Genomic DNA, 20,417 nt, shown 5'->3' on the forward strand with positions numbered 1-20,417 from the left:
CCGGGTGGAGGTGATCCAGCCGCAGGTTCCCCTACGGCTACCTTGTTACGACTTCACCCCCCTTGGGAGCCCCCTGCTCGTCCCCCCACCTCGTCGGCGAGGGGCCTCGCAGGGGGCTCCCTCGGGTGGTGCGACGGGCGGTGTGTGCAAGGGGCAGGGACGTATTCACCGCGCGTTGGTGACACGCGGTTACTAGGGATTCCACGTTCACGAGGGCGAGTTGCAGCCCTCGATCCCTACTGGGGCGGGGTTTACGGGATTGCCTCCCCCTTTCGGGGTCGGATCCCGCTGTCCCCGCCATTGCAGCTCGCGTGCAGCCCCGGGGTTTCGGGGCATACTGACCTGCCGTGGCCCCCTCCTTCCTCCGGCTTACGCCGGCAGTCCCCCTAGTGTGCCCCCCGCCCCGTAGGACGGGGTAGCAACTAGGGGTGGGGGTCTCGCTCGTTGCCGGACTTAACCGGACACCTCACGGCACGAGCTGACGACGGCCATGCACCTCCTCTCAGCTCGTCCGGCAAGGTCGTTAGCCTGGCCTTCATCCTGCTGTCGCCCCGGGTGAGGTTTCCGGCGTTGACTCCAATTAAGCCGCAAGCTTCACCCCTTGTGGTGCCCCCCCGCCAATTCCTTTAAGTTTCAGCCTTGCGGCCGTACTCCCCAGGCGGCGGGCTTAACGGTTTCCCTTCGCCACCGGCCGGGCCCTAAGCCCGGCCGACAGCTAGCCCGCATCGTTTACGGCCGGGACTACAGGGGTATCTAATCCCCTTTGCTCCCCCGGCTTTCGCCCCTCACCGTCGGGCGCGTTCTGGCCGCCCGCTTTCGCCACTGGTGGTCCTCCGGGGATTAACGGATTTCGCCCCTACCCCCGGAGTACCGGCGGCCTCTCCCGCCCCCTAGCCCGGCAGTATCGCCCCCCGCCCCCGGGTTGAGCCCGGGGATTTCAGGAGCGACTTGCCGGGCCGGCTACGGGCGCTTTAAGCCCAATAAACACCCCGACCACTCGCGGAGCTGGTATTACCGCGGCGGCTGACACCAGACTTGCCCCCCGCTTATTCGCCCGGCGTTTTAGACCGGGCAAAAGCCGGGCTCTTCGCCCGGCACTCGGGGTAGCCCCGTCGCGGTTGCCCGCATTGCGGAGTATTCGCGCCTGCTGCGCCCCGTAGGGCCTCGGCCCTTGTCTCAGTGCCGATCTCGGGGCTCACGGCTCTCACCGCCCCTACCCGTCTTCGGCTTGGCGGGCCTTTAACCCGCCAACTACCTGATGGGCCGTGCCCCCATCCTCGGGCGGATGGCGGCGGATCGGCCGCCATCCCTTTGGGGGAGGGGGCCTTCCAGCACCCCTCCCCTATGGGGGATTGACCCCAGTTTCCCGGGGGTATCCCCCTCCCGAGGGTAGGTTAGGCACGTGTTACTGAGCCGTGCGCCGCTCCCGGGCGCCCCCGGGCGCGCGACTCGCATGGCTTAGCCCTACCCCGATAGCGGTCGGGTCCGGCAGGATCAACCGGTTTCGGACGGCCGCAAGGCCGCCCGGGGGGTGGGTTTGTCCGGGCTTCTCCTTGGCGGCGGCGTGGGGGTTTTCTCCCCGGCGCCCCGGCCTGGGGTTTCCAGGGGGGGACGTCCGGGGAACATGAGGATTAGTCTGCCGGGCTTTTGCCCGGCTTCATATCATAAGGGCGCGTCTTCTCTTGAACATGGATGTTTAAAAGTTTTTCTCCCCTCTCTCTTCAGTTTAAGGTTTTATAGGTGGCTTTTATGTCTCTTGTGGAGCCTTCTGAGATTAGGAGACGTATCGTGGAGTTTCTAAAGGAGCGGGGCAGCGCGTCTGTCTACCAGATCGCTAAGGCTTTGGGCATCTCCTATGGGGCCGCGCAGTGGCATCTCTATGTATTAGAGCGAGATGGTGTTATTTTCACTGTGGTCCAGGGAAGGAAGCGGATTGCCGTTTTGAGAGATACTCTTGACGCCTATCTCAACTCACTTAAGATGACTGATTTCTTTAGAGATCTCTGGGCGTATCTTAGGTCTCGGGGGGTCGATGGAAATACGCCGTTTATGGAGGCAGTGCTTTCGCTACAGGAGGATAGAAGAGAGGTGGGCCTCTCTCTCCTCTCTATCGCGAGGAATCTCTACCACTGGAAGAAGAGCCAAGGTTTATAAATTACATTCCAACTTGTTTCTTGATGGAAGTAGATTCTAGTTTGTACAGAATCGCGCGGGAGGCGGCGCTGGATGAGTATAAAGAATATGTAGTATACAGCGCCTTGGCGCGGGTGGAGAGAAACGCAAGGCGGAGGGGGGTTCTGGAGGCTTTGGCGGCGGCTGAGCTGGACCACTTCAGGTTCTGGAGCCGTATCGCCGGCGTGAGGCCGCCTGTGTGGCGGACGCGGCTCTACGCCTTGTTTATGGTTCTCCTGCGGTTTATCTTTGGGGTTACCTTCGTGGCTAAGCTTCTGGAGCGTGGGGAGGTGGAGGCGGTGGCGCGGTACAAGTCCCTCCTGGGGGTGCTCCGGGGGGAGGATCTGGAGGCCCTCCGCCGCATTATTAAGGATGAGGAGGAGCACGAGATGGCGCTTGTGGGGCAGATCGACGAGACTATCGTGAAGTATATGGGGTCTCTGGTGTTGGGTCTGGCGGACGCGGTGATCGAGATCACTGGGGCCCACGCGGGGACTCTTGGCACCACCAACAGCACCGTTGTGGCGGGGGTCATCGGCCTCATCGTGGGGATCGGGGCCGCCATCTCCATGGCGTCTGCCTCCTACCTCCAGACGCGCCACGAGGTTGGAAAATCCCCCGCGGTGGCGGCCTTGGTCACTGGCGTGGGCTACATTGCGGCTGTGTCTCTCATGTCGCTTCCCTACTTCCTTACCCACGACGTCTACCTCGCCTTCGCCGCCTCTATCGCCGTGGGGGTTCTGCTGAGCTTCATGTTGACCTTTCAGGGGTCTGTATACACGGGGAGAGATTTCAAGTACGAGTTTCTGCAGACGGTGGGTCTTTTGCTGGGGACCGCCGCCCTGACCTATATGTTGGGCGAGTGGCTGGGGCGTCTCTTCGGCGTTAGAGTTATTTAGCCCGGTCTCTGCCCAATTGTGTTTTCTGACTTGCGGGAGTTTCTGTCTGCTCTGGAGGAGAGAGGGTGGCTGAGGAGGGTTTCCGACCCCCTCTCCCCCGAGCTTGAGATCCCCGAGGTGTTGAGGAGGGTTATGTACGGCGGGGGGCCCGCCGTCTTATTTGAGTCGGTTAGGGGGTTCCCGGGATGGCGGGTGGTGGGGAACCTCTTTGGGTCTCTTGATAGAATTAAGCTGGCGCTCGGCGTTGAGCGGCTTGAGGATGTAGGCAATCGACTTGTGGAGCCCTTCGCCACTCCGCCTCCCCTTTCTCTCCTAGACAAGTTTAGGGCTGCTGTTGGTCTTTTCGAGCTGGGGCGCTACGCGCCTAGGGTCGTGCGTGGGGGGCCGGTGAAGGAGGTGGTAGAGGAGCCTAACCTACTCTCTATCCCGGCTTTCAAGAGCTGGCCTAAAGACGCCGGCCGCTATATAACATACGGCGTCTTGGTCACGAGGGATGTCCGAGGTGTATATAACCTGGGGGTGTACCGGATTCAGATCCTGGGGGAGAGGGAGGCTGTTGTCCACGCCCAGATCCACAAAAGGGCGGCCGACCTTTTCGGCTCTTCCCAAGGCTGTGTAGATGCGGCGATTGTCATCGGGGGGGATCCCGCCTTTCTCCTCAGCGGCATGATGCCGACGCCCTACCCCCTCGACGAATACCTATTCGTGGGGGTGCTCAGGGGCGGTGGGCTGGAGGTGACGAAGGGCGTCGCCACGGACCTCCACATCCCGGCGCGGGCCGAGGCCGTGGTGGAGGGCTGTGTAGACGTTGGAGATCTGAGGAGGGAGGGGCCCTTCGGGGATCACTACGGCGTGTACGACCGGGGGGGCCTCTATCCCGTCTTTAAGGCCAAGGCTCTGCTTAGGAGGGAGGACCCCATCTACTACGGCACGGTGGTGGGCCGGCCGCCTCTTGAGGACGCATACATGGGCAAGGCGGTTGAGAGGGTCTTCCTCCCGGTGCTCCAGTTCCTCATGCCGGAGGTGGTGGATTTGAACTTGCCCATGTACGGCCTTTTCCAAGGCGTCGCCATCGTCTCTATCCGTAAGCGGTATCCCGGCCAGGGGAAGAAGGTCATGTTTGCGCTTTGGGGACTCGGCCACATGCTGTCTTTGACCAAGGTTGTGGTCGTGGTGGATCACGACGTTAACGTCCACGACCTTAACGAGGTTGTGTTCGCCATAGCGCAGCGGGTTGACCCCCAGCGAGATGTGGTGGTGGTGCCGGGGGCGCACGTCGACGTCTTAGACACGGGCTCGCCGGTTCCCGGCTACGGCTCTAAGCTTGGGATAGACGCAACGAGGAAGCTCCCAGAGGAGTACGGGGGGAGGCCGTGGCCTGAGGAGGTGGCCCCCGACCCCGACGTAGCGGCGCGCGTGGAGGAGGTGGTGCGTAGGCTTCTGGGGCGGTGATGTGGAGACTGGTACTGGAGGGGGGCGAGGTGAAGAGGGTGGAGGAGCCGGCTGTCGTGGTGCCGAGGGGGCACGTGGGCATTAAGGTCAAGGCCTTCCTCATAGATGACTTCTCTCTGTGGGCTCTGCGGAGGGGGTGGGGGCCCTTCTCCCGCTGGGCGCTGGGGGTGGTGGTGTCGGGGGGCGAGGTGGGGAGGTATGTGGTGGCCTATGTGGACAACGCCGCCGCGCAGTACGCCGCCTCAAACCGCTTTGTGTATGTAGACGGGGGGGACCCCTCCCGCTTGGAGGTGGCCCCCCTGGCCTATGTGGTAGAGGCGCTTGGCCGGGTGCCGAGGCTGAGGCGAGTCGAAGTCGTGGGGGGCGACCCCCGTCGCGTCGCAGTGGAGCGCTTGGCGGAGGTGGGGCCCTCCCGCTGGAGGATAGCCCTTCAGGGAGCCGCAGTGGGCTCTGGCGTGGCGGTGGCAGTGTCGCGCCTCGTGGATGTAGTTGGAAATGCCGTTGTGCGGTTTGTAGATGTGCCCTCTCGCTGGGCTCTCCGTAGGGCGGCTGAGCTTAAGGTCCGCCTTGGAATTCCCGTGGTTAGAGAGGTGTCTTTTGGAAGTTGGGGTATTGTCTTGGTTGACTAGTTTTTATAGGTGTTGGTTTGTTGTCGCAATGGCTGCAAGACAGAGTCTTGAAAAGGTGGAGGAGTGGCGGAAGATCGTGAATTCTCTGAGAGAGGCTGGAGTAGAGCCCTATCCCCACTCCTTCCGCATAACCCACAGCGTTAGGGCTCTTAACGAGCTGAGGAGGCAGGCGCTTCTAGAGCCTTGGGTTGGCCTTGTGATAAGAACTGCTGGTAGGGTAACTGACATAAGGAGACATCCTAACGTTGTTTTTATAGACCTTTATGAAGACGGGGCAAGGTTTCAAGTCATGGCAGATCCGAGACACTCACTCCTAGACTACATATGGCGGGGAGATTACATCGGCGTAGAGGGGGTAATAGTTAAGACGCAACGGGGTGACTATGCAGTGAGGGCCTCCTCCCTAGTCCTCTTGGCTAAGGCGGTTCAGCCTCTGCCGGAGTGGGGGAAGGTGGACCGGGATTCGCCGTTTTACATGAGATACCGCTCGGTGGCTATGGTCTTGGATCTCCAGCTCCGGTGGAGGATCGCGGCGAGGGCTAAGTTTATACAGGCGCTGAGAGAGGCCATGTGGAGACGCGGCTTTATAGAGATCCCCACGCCGGTTCTCCAGCCGATCTACGGCGGCGCCGCCGCGCGCCCCTTTACGACGAAGATCTGGGCTATAGATGAGGAGTGGTACCTCCGTATATCCCCCGAGCTGTACCTAAAGCGCTACATCATCGCCGGTTTTCCCAAGGTGTTCGAGGTGGGGCCTCAGTTCCGCAACGAGGATATCGACGCGCTTCACAACCCCGAGTTCTGGTCTCTCGAGGCGTATCAAGCCTATGCTGACTACAACGACATGATGAAGCTGACGGAGGAGGTGGTGTACGAGGCCGTGTCCGCCGTCTTAGGCACAGGCGTTGTGAAGTATAGAGACCAGACCATAAACTTCTCCCCGCCCTGGCGCAGGATCACCCTCCACGACGCTCTTAGGGAGTACGGGGGCGTCGACCCGGATAGACTTACGGACGACCAGATAAAGGAGAAGCTCAGGGAGCTACAGGTCCCGGTCAAGGTCTACAACAGGGGTATCGCCCTAGTGAAGCTCTTCGAGAAGCTGGTGGAGAAGAAGCTGGTAGAGCCCACCTTTGTGCTGGACTACCCCGAGGAGTCCACGCCGCTTTGTAAACCCCATAGGGAGAAGAGGGGCCTCGTGGAGAGGTTCGAGGCCTTCGTGGGGGGGCACGAGGTGGCTAACGCCTATACGGAGTTGAACGACCCGGTGCGTCAGTATGAATACTTCGTGAGAGAGGAGGAGCTGTTTCCAAAGGAGGAGGCGCACCCCCTCGACTGGGATTTCGTCGAAGAGCTGTCGTTTGGCATGCCTCCCACAGGCGGGGTGGGCATAGGCATTGATAGGCTGGCGATGGTTATTACAAACGCCGAGTCTATCAAAGACGTAATACCCTACCCAATTGTGAAGAGGGCATAGCTATACGGAAGAAGACATAAGACGTTATTGCGAGTAGCATCGCGGCATTTATTGCAAGTAGCCAATTTGCCACATAGAGAGCGGCCGTTAGAATTATGGCAAGTGTAGCCAAAATAGATATTTCATAAAGTCCTAGAGCTCCGCTTTTTAAAACGGCCAGGCCTTTAGGCGTTACATACCATCTTATCCTCCTCTTCAAGAGACCTAATATCACATAGAACGTTAGGTATGGGCTGAGGGCTAGGAGGAGGGCTGCAGACTTTGCGAGCATGCCGGCTACCTCGGCGAAGCTGTGGCCATCTTGTTTAGCTAGTTTATACACGTAGAATACTTGGACTAGCGCCAATAGAGATAGCGCCATTTGTAATATTAAAATATGGAACGGGGGTAGGAGTATCCCCATATAGCTCATCGCTAAAGACGCCACAGTCAGCGCAAAAGTTGTAATTATCATAAGTGGGTGTGTTATAATATTTAGGAACACGCTTAGTTTGTGTATAAACGGCATCTTTAACTTAGGTATCTTACTTGCGTATTGGGCCAAGAGGTAGGCAGAGTTGTAGGTCCACCTGGCGTACTGTCTCTTAAACGCGCCATAGCCCGCTGGAACTTCGACATATACGGGAGGTCCGGGAAGGTAAACGACGCGTCCGCCGTTGAGATATGCCTTCATAGATATGTCGTAGTCGTCTGCTGTACAGTTGCAAAAACCGCCTATCTCCTTTAGAAAACTCTTTCTCAAGGCGATTCCTGACCCCAGGGCAAAAACTGGATGTCTTGTGTTATGGCGACCGAGGATTGCGACATAGTACAAGAGGTATTTGTAGAGAAACAACTGAAGAGCGGCGATGGGGGTTTTAACAGCGGCATAGCCGTCCCAGCCTAAAAATACGATCTCCCTCTCGCCCACAGCTCGGGCTCTAGAGCACAAATCTGGCGGAGGTACGCTGTCTACATCTAAGAAGAGGAGGATCTCCCCCTTGGCGTACTCCGCCGCCCAGTTTAAGGCAGTCCCCTTGTAGCCAGTGGGGTTTGGCCTCCTAAGCACTCTGACGGGCAGTCCCGCCAGTGCCTTCTCTATCTCAGTCACCTTTTCGGGAGGATCGTCAGATACGATAATCACTTCCGCATTAGAGCACTGTAACTCGGCCAGTCTTCTTACCGCGTTTATAATAGTCTCTATAGACTCGTTTTTAACTGGTATAATTATCGAGAGGGGGGTGTCGACAGGAGGGTCTCCCAAAGTGCCCTCGACAACTCTGGCGTGTCTTGCGTAATAAATATAGTGTGCTATTAACAAGATTGTAAGAGCTAAGAGGGTGAGGTAGAGAGTTAACATTGCATGTTGTAACCAGAGGGGCACCTCAGGGGCGTTTGAAACTGTAACCGGCCCCTCTCTAGTTTTATTTAACACTTGGAGTGTCTCATTTAGGAAATTCTTGGCAATGGATACATTCAGAAAAGTAATGTTGGTCACGTAATAAATGAGACTAGTACAAAAGTTTTTGAAGGCAGAAGTCTTCTGGGCGTTAAGAGTACATAAGGCTTGTTATTAGCCAGTCCTATACATAACGGTGATCATTGCAAGCTTGACAATCTGCCAAAGTGAGCTAACCAACATGGTTACACAAGCAGAGGGCTTTATATGAATAATATAATTATATTTTAAAACTTATATATGTTATACTTTAAAACTTATCAGGTAGTGAATAACGTGGTCATTATCTCTACAACACCTAGAGTTGTTCTGGTAGGTAGCTGGGGGTCAGAGTCGTTGGTCTCAGCTCTTACAGATGTGCTCTACCGGGGCGTCTCCCTAGAGGAGGCGCTTAAGCAAGGCGGCGACGTCGTGGCGAGGCGCATCTCGGCTTTCTACAGGCAGGGCCACTGGTCTGTCTTCGAGTTCATGGGGGCTCAGTTTCTCGTGGAGTGCTCCCGCGCCTGTCACACCCAGTTCATAAGACACAGGCTCGCCTCCTACTGGTCTGAGTCGCAACGCTACGTCGACTACGCGCGGAGGGAGGTTAGGTTCGTAGTGCCCAGGGGCTTCCCCGCCGACCTCCTCAAGAGGGCCTACGAGGACTATGTGAGACTTAGGGAGGGCTGGAGGCCGGAGTACGCCAGGATGGTCCTCCCCAACGCCACCGCCGTCCTCTTCGCCGTCCAGATGAACGCCAGAGAGCTCTTGCTGAACTTCGTCCCCTTGAGGTGTGCCTACGCCGCCCAGGCCGAGATTAGACACGTCTGTTGGCAGATGTACGCCCACGCCTGGAGGCTCTGGCCCACGCTGTCCCGTCTCGTCTGGGACGACTTGCCCAGCCTCCATAGGGACTTCTGCACCAAGGTGCCGAAGGGCGAGGACTGCCGCCTATATGCCATAAGAGACGCCGAGGAGAAACACGGCCCACTCCCAGAGAAGCCTTGGTTGGCTCTGGCGGTAAATGGCTAAAAGGGTTTTGATTAGGGGGCTTGAGGCGGGTTCCGCCTACCTGGCGTATCTCCTCCGGGAGAGCGGGGTTGAGGTAGACCTCTTGACTGCCAACCCGGCGGATCCCCTCTTGGATATCCCGCCTTTTGAGCCACTGTTTACACTGGATTTTATAAGGGATGTCTTAGCGGTCCGGCTTGTGCAAGAGCCGGAGGGGAGGTACGACGTGGTGGTGGACTCCTGCGATGTCTTTGGCTTTGAGGAGGTGAAGAGAGCCCTCGCTAGCGACAAGGTAGTGTATGTGGTGGGAGACGGGTGGCTGTCGGCCTCCCTTTCCCTGTATAGATCCCTCCCTGTGCCAGACGTGGAGGTGGATATCCCCGTGGAGAAGACGGGCCAGTTTGTGGAGATATCGGTGAAATATAGGCCCTACGTAGGCGGCGACTACAGTCTCTGTAGCGCGAGAGACGCCTGGGGCGGCTGTCTCTATACGCCTATGCGCGCCCTGGAGAGGATATACGCCGCCGTGGATATCTACGCCGCCATCATGGGGATGGAGGCTCCCAGGAGGAGGCTTAAGCTTGAATACGCCGTTGGAAAAGATAGGTTCTATGCGGCAATTGGCTGTAGGCCGGAGGGAAAAGCGTCAAAAATAAATCTAGAAAGTCTCCAAGTGTGGATGTATGGAGAAGGGGGGCGCCCCAAATATGTATTTATCCAGGGGAGAGTTGAAGACTCCTCTTGGGCTTTAGCTATGTATAATCTAGCTAGGGCTACAGAACTTGCCTTTCTCTTAGACTTCGGGCTGGGGGGTAGAGGCGCTTTGAACCTAGCATATGTTGGCCATTTGTTTAGAGGAGTAAGAGATAAATAGGTGTCTCAAGCTCCCTCCTCTTCTTACCAGCCGTTTGGCATCTTGAGAGTCGCCCATAATTATACGATTTTTAAAACATTTCTGTATAACTTCGTTGTACAAGACGCAAAGAAATATTGCATCGGAGAACCACGCCAAGAGGTCCGTTATTTGAAGCAAAAACGCTATAGGAGGATGTCCCCAGACACCGTCAGGCTACATCACAGTGCCGCGTAAGCGGCTCTCTGTAGCCCATCTAGAATTTTTGTGTTTACGGACTTAAAAACTTTAGCTTTGTTGCTCTCCCTTTAGCTTTGGCAACAATGTCTTCTTTAGATATTCAATTACCCTTCTCTGTTTCTCCCTTAGTCTCCTAATTATTCTCCTCCTAGGAACCTCTCTACCACAAATACTTGAGTAAAGCGGGTCGTTTCTTATCGTTGGTAAATTACAGTCTATTAGTATTACCTCAAAGTAGCGGTACATACCGTCGTCTGCTACCCAGTAGCTGTTTAAAACCTCCAAATTGGGATACTTCCTGGCAGCTCTCTCCTCTGCCACTTGGCGCCAGGACTTCCACGCAGTTATGCCATAGACTCCCATCCTCTTTGGTCTTCTACCGGAGTCCGGCCTCCTCCTGTTGAAGGGACCTCTTATCAGTCTAACTCTTACTACAACTACCCCCTGCTTGGCCTTGTAGCCCAGCTTTCTCGCTCTCTCAAGTCTAAACGGCCTCTCGACTCTCACGATGGAGGGCGCCTTTCTCCACTCTATGAGGATCTTTCTCATCAACCTCTCGTGGACCTCTCTGCCGATTTTCCTATACCACATCGCCATATAACTATACGCCGACCGAGCCACGGCACCTCTCTATGACGTCTTTTTAAGCTTTTCCCACGCCTACATGTTTTAAAAGATAACTAGCGACAACTACGTGCGCTGTAGATATATAGAGATCAGCGTTATAGTCCACGCTACAGAAAGTTTAGATAGAGTAGTTGAGACACTCCGTAAGTTTTTCGGCGATATACCTCTAGTGGTTGAAAAATATGAGGGACATCATGGCAATCCCATATATCTAATTACGTCTTTTTTAGATGACTGTGACGCACTATTGAAGAAACTCTGTGAGACATTTGGTGGAGAGGTGCCAGCTTCAAAAGGCGAGGCGGAGGGTCTTTACTACCTACGTCTAGATAAACAGGCGTTAGCCATGGGGATTGTAAAGGCTGTAACACACGACGACGTTATAAGACTTAAGATTAGGACAAAAAATGGCCTTTGTAATTAAGCGGGGTTTTGTCGAGTGGGATTTAGCTGTGGTTACGCCGGAGATAGAGAAGGCGCTGTGGGAGGTGGGTGTGCGGGCGGCGCTTCTCCGAGAGGAGGTAGAGACCTCTCTCTTAGCCCCCGTGGTGCGGGGGGTTGACGTGAGGTGGACAGAGGCTAAAGGCCGCGAAAAATTTAATGTGTATGTATATAGAGAAGAAGTTCAGATAATTCGCGTAAATCCTTTCACACCTCTTACACATGACCAAGTGAAAACCGCAGTGAAATATGGAAAATATATAGAACTCCCACTTAGGCCTCTCCTCAAGGATTTATCTCTACTAGCAAGGTGGCTTGAGGTTTTAGAGCCGGAAATAACCATTTTTTCAACGCCTGTAGAAAGCTTGAATGATGTAAAAGCGCCGCTTGATATCGCGGCATTGCTTATCGAAATAAGTGGAGATTCGAGTTGGAGAGATGCCATAGTGAATTCTCTAGGTGTATTAACAGAGCTGATTTTGGAAAAAGATGGTTAAATATCGGTATCTTATTATTAAAAGCGAAGAACCAGCTGCATGTTATATACAAATACTTGAAATGTATCAACTCACGGGTTTTATCTCATTAATTTATAGGCCTAAGTTTGTCGCTATATACGACGACGTATTAGTCGTCGGTGTACCTAGAGAGGTGCTCCGCACCGTGAGAGCCGTCGTTGCGTTGTTAAACGGATGCCGCACGGTAAAAGTTGCAGGGACGTCAAAGAGGGCAAAGGCTATTGCCGCGTCAATCAGAAAGGCACAACGATCTATATAAAATATTTTTTTAAGTTGTATCTACAGGACTTTTTGTGATGATGGGTATCAAAGCAATGATTCGTGATGGACTCGCGACGGACTGACCGCCGTAAGTTAGCTCTCTGCCCCCACGTCGACGCCAAGAAACGCCAACTTTAGCTTGGTGCCCTCCTCTAACCGCTTTCTGATCCAATCGGTTATCCTTCTTCAGCTCGATGACAAAAGACGGTTTATACGTCGCACTTGTCTTCGCTAGGGAGATAACGCCGATAGAGCCCAGGGCGCTTGTTGTCGTCGATGTCAACCGATTGGATCACTCCATAAAGGCCGGTCTCGTGGCCGACGGCAGAGTTGTGAAGTTGCAGAAGTCCCCCGGGGAGGGGTCGAGAAAAAGATAGGGGAAGTGACCGCCTAGTGCTTAACTATTGATGTTCGGAGACTTTTAATAGCAACCCCCAAGCACAGTAAAACTAGATCGGAGATTCGCCACAAGATAATAGCCGATGTGAAAAGAGGGGCAGTTATTTCTTTATCTTCTCTATGAGGTAGTCTACAATGTGTTCTGCGGGGTTTATGCCCGTGGCTATTTTAAAGCCCTGCCAACTCATGGTGGGGTTTACCTCCAATATATAGTAGCCCTCTCTCGTCTCTGCGATGTCTACGCCCCCGTAGTCTAGGCCTAGCGTCTCTACTGCCTTGATAGCCAGCTCCTCTAGTTGTGGTGTCAGTTTCGCAGGCTCTGGGGTCGCTCCCTGCGCCACGTTTGTCTTCCACCCCCCTGCCCTTCTGTATTCAGCCCCTATCGCACGGCCTCCCACTACTACCACCCTGTAGTCGCCGGGCCCCTTTTCAAGGAACTCTTGGACGTATATAGGCTTGTTTATGTTTGCCAGCATTGAAAATATGTGGAAGGCCACGTCTGGATCCTCCACTAGAAACACGCCGTAGCCCATGGCCCCCCTCATCTGTTTAACCACAGCCCTCTTAAACTCGCCCACCGCCCTATAGCCCACAAACATATTCTCTGTGACCACGGTGGAGGGCACGGGGAGACCGGCCTTTGCCAGCTTTATAAGAGCCGCCATTTTATCTCCAGCCACAACCCATCGTTCCACTGGGTTCATTACATACGTCCCAACTTCCTCTAGCGCCTTGACTGCCCACACTCTATATAAAAACTGTTCAAAATCTCGAAAAATTCCCAGATGTCGCAAAACTGCGCCAGGTGTTGTAATATCAGCAGAAGGGCTTTTCCCAATAGACTGCTTAACTTCTAAGCCGCCGCCTTTAATCCGCACCTCTAGCATATCCACATATATCCTAATAGGCGTATGACCTCTCTTTTTTATAGCATTTTCTAAGTCTATAACATCGCTGGGGTTAAACTCCACTTCGTAGGGCCTAATTATGCCTATTTCCATCACGTGGCGTTAGCCTACGGTATGTAAACACCCCAGAGATCTCTACAGAGACCTGGGAGTAGATATCTGGCGACGACTTCAGGCTCTGATACCTTCAGTTGTTTCAAAGCGTTTGTCACAGCTGATATCGGCTGGTCTGTTAAAACTAATGGCGGTGTGTAAAACATACAGCCACTTGGATGTTCATATACAACAAGCGGCTCAGACGCAACTTCTTTACACCCTCCTCCTTCACATATATATATTCCGCCGGGTCTCTGAACTATATAGCGGCCGTCCTCCAGTGGGGTAATAGGACCCACAGGACAGATACAAGAGCCTCTCTGCCCCTGATAAAACTTGAGTAATTCTCCCTCTATCTTTTCGTAGCCATATATCTTCCCGTATGTTGCAAGGAAGGTAGCTATAGGCTTCCTTCTGTGGCCGGAGATTTCTGTCGCAAGTACTTTCTTGGCCTCGGCGGGGTCCGCCCCGAAGGCTATAGCCACGCCAATTAAGTCATATGGCGATATAGAAAGAGATTTTGCCAACTCAAGCGCTACTGCCAACACTTTGTTTTTATCGACCTCTGGGTTGCAGACGGCAAATTTGTCAGAAATACAAGAGGGCATGCTTTAACTTACTGTTGGGTATTTAAAGTGTATCTGCTATCCAACCTTGGAGAGGCGGCCGAACTCCAGCTCTATCACTCTGCTCAGCACAACTGCGTATTCAAAGGGGAGGTCCTTCAGTATGTCTCCTACGAAGCCTAGAACTATGGAGGCCTTGGCGTCGTCCTCTGTGAAGCCTCTGGCTCGGAGGTACATGATCTTCTCCTCGGAGATCGTGGAGGCTGTCGCCTCGTGTGTCACCACCGCCGTCTCCTCGAACACTTGGTCGTGGGGCACAGTCAGTGTGGCCGACTTCTTGTCGAGCACCAGGGAGTCGCACTGGACGTGGGATCTGGCGTATTTCGCCCCCCTCTGGACGTGTACAACGCCTCTATACACGGCGACGCCCCCCTCAGCAGAGATGCTCTTGTTTACAACTCTGCTACTGGTGCGAGGCGCCAGATGCCACACCTTAGCCCCGTTTTCTTTCCAATACGGCCCCTTCGCCGCGGTTATCCCCACGATCTCCGTGGAGGCCCCCTCCCCCTTAAGCACGGTGGAGGGGAAGGTGTATGTGGTCTTGCTCCCTATCGAGCCCTCTACCCAATGCACCTTGGCGCCGGCCTCTGCCACAGCCCTCTTGTTGTTGAAATTTACCACATTACGTGACCAGTTCTGCACCGTGGTTATCTTAAGAGTCGCCCCCTCGTGGGCGTACCCCTCCACCATGCCGTTGTGGAAGGAGTACTTCAGGAGGCGGGGGGCCGAGCAGCCCTCGATCCAGTGGACGTAGGCCCCCTTGTCTGCCACCACGATGGAGTGCTCCATCTGGCTCTCCATGGACTGCCCGATGAAGAAGAAGGTCTCCAGAGGCTGCTCTATCCTCACGCCTGGGGGCACGTATATGAAGACCCCTCCCGACCATAGGGCGCCGTGTAAAGCTGCGAACTTATGCTCGGGGGGGAATACCCTCATGAAGTACCTCTGGACAAGCTCCGGATACCTTTTGACGGCCTCCTCCATGGGCAACATCACCACGCCGAGCTCCTGCAACTTCTTCTTCAAGTTGAAGTATATTATCTCGCTGTCGAACTGTGCGCCTAGCCCGAGAAGCGCCTTAGCCTCGATCTCGGGGATACCAAGCTTCTCGTAGTACTCCCTAATCTCCTTGGGCACTTGATCCCAGCTCGACACAGTCTCTACCTGAGGTTTTGCATAGTGGACGAGGGCCTCTAAGTCTATCTCCTCCACCGCCCTCACCCACCTCGGCATCGGCAGTTTCTCAAAAAGCTCAAGCATCCTCAGCCTGAGCCTCTTCATCCAGTCTGGCTCGCCCTTTAGGCGACTAATTTCCTCTATCATATCCCTGGTGATGCGACCCTTTAGTTCCACCTGGTAGTTAAATCTCCTCTCCACGCCTAGCATCTCCTCTACAAACTCAACGTGGCTGATCGTGGAACGTAGAGACTCAAGCTCTTGCATAGGAAAACCCGCGAATGCTAGTTAAAAGACTTTCTAAGTCTGTCTTTAAAACTGCCAATCGATATTAGGAATATGGCAAAACTTGAGGTTAGAAATCTCAGAGTTGCCGCAGGAGGGAAAGAAATTCTAAAAGGCGTAAGTCTAACAGTATCCAGCGGCGAAGTTGTCGTACTTATGGGCCCTAACGGTAGCGGCAAATCCACCCTCTTCCAGGCGATAGCTGGCAACCCTAAGTATGAAGTTCTTGAGGGCGACATCCTGCTAGACGGCGAGTCGATAAGGGATCTGCCTCCGGAGGACCGCTTCGCGAGGGGGGTATTCGTGGGTTTCCAGTCGCCAGTCGCAGTCCCAGAGGTTAGGTTCGCCTTTATGCTCCAAGCAATGTTGAACATAAGGGCTGGCAAGAAGCTGACCGACCCCAACCCACAGGCGCTGGCGCAGGCCCAGAAGATAGCGGCTGAGCTAGGCCTTAAGCCAGACGTCTTCAGCCGGGGCGTTGGAGTTGGCTTCAGCGGAGGCGAGTTCAAGAGGGCCGAGGTTCTCCAAGCGCTACTCCTCCGGCCGAAGATCGTCGTTCTAGATGAGCCAGACAGCGGCCTCGACATCGACGGCATCGCCGCCGTGGGCAAAGCCATAATGGAGCTAAGCGCCTCGGGCAGCGGGGTGCTCCTCTCGACACACTACGCAAGAGTCCTCAGATTCATCAAGCCCACCAGGGTATACGTCATGGCGGAGGGTAGAGTAATACTAGAGGGGGACGAGGGGGTGATAAAGAGGATAGAGGAAGTAGGCTACCAGAACTACTTCAAGGAGATACAGAAAGAACTCGCACTGTAGTCATCTGTTTGTCTGCCTGTCCCTAGGCAGTGGCGCCTATAGACAGACAGTCAGCTGGCTCCTAACTTATCATCTATCAACAACCCAGCCCTCATCACCTTGTTTAATAATGATACAAGGGTTAAAAATCTAAGACAGATAGCGTTATATATAGATCAATTTAGTATACTTATGCCACAGTGGCATTGGCCAATAGACCCAGACAAAGTGCCTAGGATAGTAGTTGAGCCTCCTGGCCCTCGGGCATTGAGTATAATTAAGCGAGATGAGGAGGTTTTAATGCAGTCTTTTACGCGATGGTACCCCCTGGTGGTTGCCAGGGGCTACGGCCCAGTCGTTGAAGACGTAGACGGCAATTTGTACATAGACTACAACGCGGGCATCGCGGTGGCCAACGTAGGCCACGCCCACCCGAAGGTGGTAGAGGCTATAAAGAGGCAGGCAGAGCTCTTCCTCCACTACTCTCTAACCGACTTCTACTACGAGGTGGCGGTTAAGCTGGCAGAGAGGCTGATCTCCATAGCGCCGATCTCCGGGAGAAAAAAGGTCTTTTTCACAAACAGCGGGACTGAGTCGATAGAGGGGGTTCTAAAGATCGCGCGTGGCTATTTCAAAGGGCAGAGGCCGTACGTCATCGCCTTCCTAGGCGCTTTCCACGGCAGAACCTACGGCTCCATGAGCTTAACCGCCTCCAAGCCGGTGCACAGGAGACACTTCTCGCCCATGGTCCCCAATGTCATACACGCGCCATTCCCACACCCCGTCCACTGCCCCTTCAAGGCAGAAACCCCCGAGGAGTGCGGCGAATACGCCCTAGCCTTCCTAGAGGACTGGATCTTCAGGCGGCTTGTGGACCCCTCCGAGGTGGCCTTGGTTCTGATAGAGCCAGTCCAGGGCGAGGGGGGCTACGTGGTTCCCCCCAAGAACTTCGTCCAGGGCCTTAGAAAGATGACGCAGGAACACGGCATACTCTTCGCCGTCGACGAAGTCCAGACGGGCTTCGGCAGAACCGGCAGGTGGTTTGCCGTTGAGCACTTCGGCGTTGAGCCAGACCTCATAGCAACAGCCAAGGCCATAGCGGCCGGTCTCCCCCTCGGCGCAATAATCGGCAGGGCGGAGGTCATGTCTCTCCCCCGGGGCGCCCACGCCAACACCTTCGGCGGAAACCCCGTGGCGGCTGCCGCGGCGCTCGCGTCGCTGGAGGTCATAGAGGAGGAGGGCTTGTTAAACCACGCGGAGACCCTCGGCGAGGAGTTGAAAAAACTGTTTAGAGACGAGGTGGGCCATAGACACGACGTCAGAGGCCTAGGCTTGATGATAGGCATAGAGCTACTAGACGAGAAGAAAAAACCGGCGAAGTACCTAGAGGAGGTACTAATAAAGGCGTTTAAACGCGGCGTCGCGGTGATCGGGGCAGGGCTCTCCACAGTCAGGATAGCCCCGCCGCTGGTTATTCCACGCGATATGGCTTTTAAAGCCGCCGAAATAATTCTCGACGTTTTAAGAAGCTACTAAGCTTGTCAAATACCTCTTTTTCACGGCATCATCGTAGTACCACTCCACAATGTCGTCGCCTGCTATCTCTAGGGCGTACTCAAAAGCCTCCTCCCAGTCTAGAGACTCCAGAAGGAGCTCCCACCCCTTTGCCAACAGCTCTAAATCTTCTTCTTTTCCTGTCACCAATATCCTACCCTCTTTCCTGTTTACAAGCACTCTATACACAGACGTATACGTATACATATTTAAAAGACACCCAGCATTTTCAACATATTACCTTAAAGATGATACAAGAAAATAGTATAACTATATATTGGGACAAATTAAACTTGTTATATAACATAAAGATTTTTATATATAACAATTTATATACTGTGTATACTGTGGACTACCTCCTTTAGCCAAGGTTGATTTCGTATTATCCCACCTTTTTATTTATTGAAGCTATCAACTCCCTTGGGTTTACCTTTACAAATTCTAGGCCATATCTTCTAAGATATTCAAGCGCCGCCGCCGTGATATCGCTTGCCACAAGTATCCCTCTTGCCCTCTCGCCTCTTTTTCTATACAACTCTACATACCTGGCCAGTTGGAAAACGGCGTCATGTGTAGCAACGTCCCTCTTGACCTCCACAACTACATGTCTCCCCTCTCTATCTCTCGCCAAGATGTCGATATGGCCTACGTCTGTGGGCACCTCGACGCCCACCACCTCTAAGCCCTCCTCGATCAACCAAGGCGCCTTCACCAGGGCCTCGACGACGTCTTTCTCGCTCCCCACGAGCTCTAGCTCAGACGTCTCTACGTCAAATGCCGCTACGAAATCCAGAGATGAGAAGTACACCCTGACGCTCTCAAAGGGCCGGGACCTCACGCTCTTTATCACCAACCTCCCGCCTTCGACATAGGCGGCTGTCGAAGAGCCTGGCGGGTTCCAGATCTTCGGTTGGGCCTTCTCGGCCTCGTGGACGAGGAGAGTGCCGTCTCTCTTAACTATGACCAGGCGGCGTCCTGGCTTAAGCGTTGCGGCCGCCCTACCGCTGTATACTACCTCGCAAATTCCAACAACAACTACAACGCCTCTCTTTTTGCCAGAGTTTATGATACGCGCCGCTTCATCTATCGACGGATTTTGTACAAACATGGCATAATTACTCACAGCGGGTTTAAAGACAAAAGTTTAATATATAGGCCACTCTGCCGCACCATGGCTAAGGTAGAAGTTAAAGAAGTAGGAGAGTTAAGAGGCTTCAGCACCTTCAAAAAAGTACCTAACAGAGGGGCGTTACTTAGTGAAATTAAACAAAATACTATCCTCGTATTCCATGGGAAAGAGGGACAAGAAATGCTCGTCGAAATTTTTACCCCAGATCCCAACGGCGACAAAGTTCTACCAGCTATCACAGCCGCCTCCACTAAATTTACCGGAAGCGCTGAGAAAGTAGACAACGCATATGCCACTCTCCTCTTCTGGGCTCTAAAGGAGGGGAAAACGCTGGGCGCACCAACTAGAGAAATATACATCAAGGTTGATACAAAACAAAGCCCACCCGAGGTAGAAGTGGAGGTACAAGCGCCCCTCCAGTAACACGTCACGAAAGTTTAAAAAACGTATTCTTTATAGTAAAAAAGAGGGCCCGTAGTCTAGCGGTATGATGCCCGCCTCACGCGGCTTCTCGCCTGAGAGCGCGGGTGGTCCCGGGTTCAAATCCCGGCGGGCCCATCATGTGTCTTGACCTTTTCTTCGACGGGGCTTGTGAGCCCGTGAATCCGGGAGGCGTGGGTAGCTACGGCTTTGCCGCCTTTAAAAACGGCGAGGAGGTATACGGTGAGGGGGGCGTAGTCTGCGCCGGAGAGAGGTGGTGCACAAATAACTATGCGGAATACATGGGCCTCATCAAGGGGCTTGAGTGGGCTCTGGCCGCCGGCGAGAGCTGTCTCAATGTGTATGGAGACAGCCAGCTAGTGGTTAGGCAGATGCTCGGCGTGTATCAGATAAAGGCAGAACACCTCAAGCCGTTGTATAAACACGCCGTGGAGCTCTCCCAACGCTTCACGAAGTTCTCCATAGGCTGGGTCCCGCGGGAGCGCAATGCCAGAGCTGACTACTACTCCAAGAAGGCCTACTGCGACTTCCTAAAGACGCACCCAGAGCTGAGGGAGAGATACGCGGCGTGGCTCGCCACTGATAGACAGAAGGCGCTCCTAGACAAGTTCGGCATAGAGGCCGACTGTCTCTCAAAGAAAGAGGCCTCCAAGCTGATAGAGAAGATACTGAAAAGGCGCTAAGCTCTCACGTCTAGGCCCAGAGCCTCCGCCCTCCTCACAATCCTCTGCACCTCAGTCCACGACCTCGTCCGGTATATGTAGAACTTGCCGGCGCGCTCGGCCCCCACTACCCTCAAAACCTCCTGGGCATACAAGCCTAGGACGACGACGTAGTAGCCGTCGGGCGTTCTCCTCCTGGAAGTCCACACAGCATTTATTGGGACGTCCACAAGAGATATTAATTCAAAATAATAATTAAGTGTGCCTTTTGAAAAATCGCCCCTTTTTAAAATGGGACATCTCCGCTGTCCTGGGGGACGGGCTTCTCCTCGCCCACGCCGTCATA

The 20,417-nt window shown here is 54.3% G+C and carries 22 protein-coding genes, 1 tRNA gene, 1 rRNA gene and 1 pseudogene; 16 read left to right on the forward strand and 9 right to left on the reverse strand.

Annotated features, from left to right (window positions below; translation table 11 throughout):
• Positions 1–5 precede the first annotated feature (5 nt).
• Positions 6–1,505 (reverse strand): 16S ribosomal RNA (locus tag ACZ49R_RS11205).
• 244 nt (positions 1,506–1,749) lie between these two features.
• Here ACZ49R_RS11205 and ACZ49R_RS11210 point away from each other — a divergent pair.
• Genes ACZ49R_RS11210 through lysS form a run of 5 tightly spaced genes read left to right on the forward strand, consistent with a single transcriptional unit; the run spans position 1,750 to position 6,629 of the window.
• Positions 1,750–2,154, forward strand: coding sequence for a winged helix-turn-helix domain-containing protein (locus tag ACZ49R_RS11210; RefSeq protein WP_011763485.1), 405 nt, complete (start codon positions 1,750–1,752; stop codon positions 2,152–2,154).
• Between the two features lie 23 nt (positions 2,155–2,177).
• Positions 2,178–3,071 (forward strand): VIT1/CCC1 transporter family protein, encoded by an 894-nt coding sequence (locus tag ACZ49R_RS11215; RefSeq protein WP_464734135.1) that lies wholly within the window; start codon positions 2,178–2,180, stop codon positions 3,069–3,071.
• 18 nt (positions 3,072–3,089) lie between these two features.
• Positions 3,090–4,523 (forward strand): UbiD family decarboxylase, encoded by a 1,434-nt coding sequence (locus ACZ49R_RS11220; RefSeq protein WP_464733161.1) that lies wholly within the window; start codon positions 3,090–3,092, stop codon positions 4,521–4,523.
• Entirely contained in the window at positions 4,523–5,152 is a 630-nt protein-coding gene (locus ACZ49R_RS11225; RefSeq protein ID WP_464733162.1) for a hypothetical protein, read from the forward strand. Before ACZ49R_RS11220 ends, ACZ49R_RS11225 begins: the two co-directional genes overlap by 1 nt.
• Before the next feature lie 28 nt (positions 5,153–5,180).
• On the forward strand, positions 5,181–6,629 hold the full coding sequence (gene lysS / locus ACZ49R_RS11230) for a lysine--tRNA ligase (protein ID WP_464733163.1): 1,449 nt from the start codon (positions 5,181–5,183) through the stop codon (positions 6,627–6,629).
• On the opposite strand, the gene ACZ49R_RS11235 is transcribed toward lysS, so the two are convergent.
• Positions 6,589–8,106 (reverse strand): glycosyltransferase family 2 protein, encoded by a 1,518-nt coding sequence (locus tag ACZ49R_RS11235; protein ID WP_464733164.1) that lies wholly within the window; start codon positions 8,104–8,106, stop codon positions 6,589–6,591. The two genes, lysS and ACZ49R_RS11235, sit on opposite strands and share 41 nt — an antisense overlap.
• A 201-nt stretch (positions 8,107–8,307) precedes the next feature.
• On the opposite strand from ACZ49R_RS11235, the gene thyX reads away from it, so the two are divergent.
• Positions 8,308–9,078, forward strand: a complete 771-nt coding sequence (gene thyX, locus ACZ49R_RS11240) for an FAD-dependent thymidylate synthase (RefSeq protein WP_464733165.1) — start codon at positions 8,308–8,310, stop codon at positions 9,076–9,078.
• On the forward strand, positions 9,071–9,931 hold the full coding sequence (locus tag ACZ49R_RS11245; RefSeq protein WP_464733166.1) for a hypothetical protein: 861 nt from the start codon (positions 9,071–9,073) through the stop codon (positions 9,929–9,931). The genes thyX and ACZ49R_RS11245 overlap by 8 nt, the downstream gene beginning before the upstream one ends.
• 267 nt (positions 9,932–10,198) lie before the next feature.
• On the opposite strand, the gene ACZ49R_RS11250 is transcribed toward ACZ49R_RS11245, so the two are convergent.
• On the reverse strand, positions 10,199–10,771 hold the full coding sequence (locus tag ACZ49R_RS11250; RefSeq protein ID WP_011763477.1) for a 50S ribosomal protein L15e: 573 nt from the start codon (positions 10,769–10,771) through the stop codon (positions 10,199–10,201).
• A gap of 73 nt (positions 10,772–10,844) precedes the next feature.
• Here ACZ49R_RS11250 and ACZ49R_RS11255 point away from each other — a divergent pair, with 73 nt between their 5' ends.
• The 4 genes and pseudogenes from ACZ49R_RS11255 to ACZ49R_RS11270 form a co-directional block, all read left to right on the forward strand.
• On the forward strand, positions 10,845–11,201 hold the full coding sequence (locus ACZ49R_RS11255) for an RNA-binding domain-containing protein (protein WP_464733167.1): 357 nt from the start codon (positions 10,845–10,847) through the stop codon (positions 11,199–11,201).
• Complete coding sequence (locus ACZ49R_RS11260; RefSeq protein ID WP_464733168.1) at positions 11,185–11,715, forward strand: hypothetical protein; 531 nt, start codon at positions 11,185–11,187, stop codon at positions 11,713–11,715. Before ACZ49R_RS11255 ends, ACZ49R_RS11260 begins: the two co-directional genes overlap by 17 nt.
• Positions 11,708–11,995 carry a hypothetical protein gene (locus ACZ49R_RS11265; protein ID WP_464733169.1) on the forward strand — a complete coding sequence of 96 codons (288 nt, stop codon included), beginning with the start codon at positions 11,708–11,710 and terminating at the stop codon, positions 11,993–11,995. Before ACZ49R_RS11260 ends, ACZ49R_RS11265 begins: the two co-directional genes overlap by 8 nt.
• 199 nt (positions 11,996–12,194) lie before the next feature.
• A pseudogene (locus tag ACZ49R_RS11270) lies at positions 12,195–12,350 on the forward strand (zinc ribbon domain-containing protein); the annotation flags it as partial.
• 147 nt (positions 12,351–12,497) lie between these two features.
• On the opposite strand, the gene ACZ49R_RS11275 reads toward ACZ49R_RS11270, so the two are convergent.
• Genes ACZ49R_RS11275 through sufB form a run of 3 tightly spaced genes read right to left on the reverse strand, consistent with a single transcriptional unit; the run spans position 12,498 to position 15,469 of the window.
• Positions 12,498–13,397: an ATP-grasp domain-containing protein gene (locus ACZ49R_RS11275; protein ID WP_464733170.1), complete on the reverse strand. Its 900-nt coding sequence runs from the start codon at positions 13,395–13,397 to the stop codon at positions 12,498–12,500.
• Positions 13,398–13,411: 14 nt separating this feature from the next.
• Positions 13,412–14,008, reverse strand: a complete 597-nt coding sequence (locus ACZ49R_RS11280) for a hypothetical protein (RefSeq protein ID WP_464733171.1) — start codon at positions 14,006–14,008, stop codon at positions 13,412–13,414.
• Positions 14,009–14,044: 36 nt separating this feature from the next.
• A complete protein-coding gene (gene sufB / locus ACZ49R_RS11285) occupies positions 14,045–15,469 on the reverse strand; it encodes a Fe-S cluster assembly protein SufB (RefSeq protein ID WP_464733172.1) in 1,425 nt (474 codons plus the stop codon).
• Between the two features lie 72 nt (positions 15,470–15,541).
• Between sufB and sufC the strand changes: the two genes are divergently transcribed.
• Complete coding sequence (gene sufC / locus ACZ49R_RS11290; protein WP_464733173.1) at positions 15,542–16,306, forward strand: Fe-S cluster assembly ATPase SufC; 765 nt, start codon at positions 15,542–15,544, stop codon at positions 16,304–16,306.
• A 171-nt stretch (positions 16,307–16,477) separates the two neighbouring features.
• On the forward strand, positions 16,478–17,821 hold the full coding sequence (locus ACZ49R_RS11295; RefSeq protein WP_464733174.1) for an acetyl ornithine aminotransferase family protein: 1,344 nt from the start codon (positions 16,478–16,480) through the stop codon (positions 17,819–17,821).
• On the opposite strand, the gene ACZ49R_RS11300 is transcribed toward ACZ49R_RS11295, so the two are convergent.
• Together ACZ49R_RS11300 and nucS are read right to left on the reverse strand one after the other, a co-directional pair.
• Positions 17,807–18,028, reverse strand: coding sequence for a hypothetical protein (locus ACZ49R_RS11300; RefSeq protein ID WP_464733175.1), 222 nt, complete (start codon positions 18,026–18,028; stop codon positions 17,807–17,809). The two genes, ACZ49R_RS11295 and ACZ49R_RS11300, sit on opposite strands and share 15 nt — an antisense overlap.
• Before the next feature lie 193 nt (positions 18,029–18,221).
• Positions 18,222–18,947 (reverse strand): endonuclease NucS, encoded by a 726-nt coding sequence (gene nucS / locus ACZ49R_RS11305; RefSeq protein ID WP_464734136.1) that lies wholly within the window; start codon positions 18,945–18,947, stop codon positions 18,222–18,224.
• Positions 18,948–19,010: 63 nt separating this feature from the next.
• Here nucS and ACZ49R_RS11310 point away from each other — a divergent pair, with 63 nt between their 5' ends.
• The 3 genes from ACZ49R_RS11310 (at position 19,011) to ACZ49R_RS11320 (ending at position 20,092) form a co-directional block, all read left to right on the forward strand.
• A complete protein-coding gene (locus ACZ49R_RS11310) occupies positions 19,011–19,391 on the forward strand; it encodes a GyrI-like domain-containing protein (RefSeq protein WP_464733176.1) in 381 nt (126 codons plus the stop codon).
• 45 nt (positions 19,392–19,436) lie between these two features.
• Positions 19,437–19,526, forward strand: a tRNA-Val gene (locus ACZ49R_RS11315).
• A gap of 41 nt (positions 19,527–19,567) precedes the next feature.
• Positions 19,568–20,092, forward strand: coding sequence for a reverse transcriptase-like protein (locus tag ACZ49R_RS11320; protein WP_464733177.1), 525 nt, complete (start codon positions 19,568–19,570; stop codon positions 20,090–20,092).
• Here ACZ49R_RS11320 and ACZ49R_RS11325 read toward each other — a convergent pair.
• Positions 20,089–20,301: a hypothetical protein gene (locus ACZ49R_RS11325; protein WP_011763464.1), complete on the reverse strand. Its 213-nt coding sequence runs from the start codon at positions 20,299–20,301 to the stop codon at positions 20,089–20,091. The genes ACZ49R_RS11320 and ACZ49R_RS11325 overlap by 4 nt on opposite strands.
• Positions 20,302–20,417: the final 116 nt, after the last annotated feature.

This window comes from Pyrobaculum organotrophum (assembly GCF_055384425.1).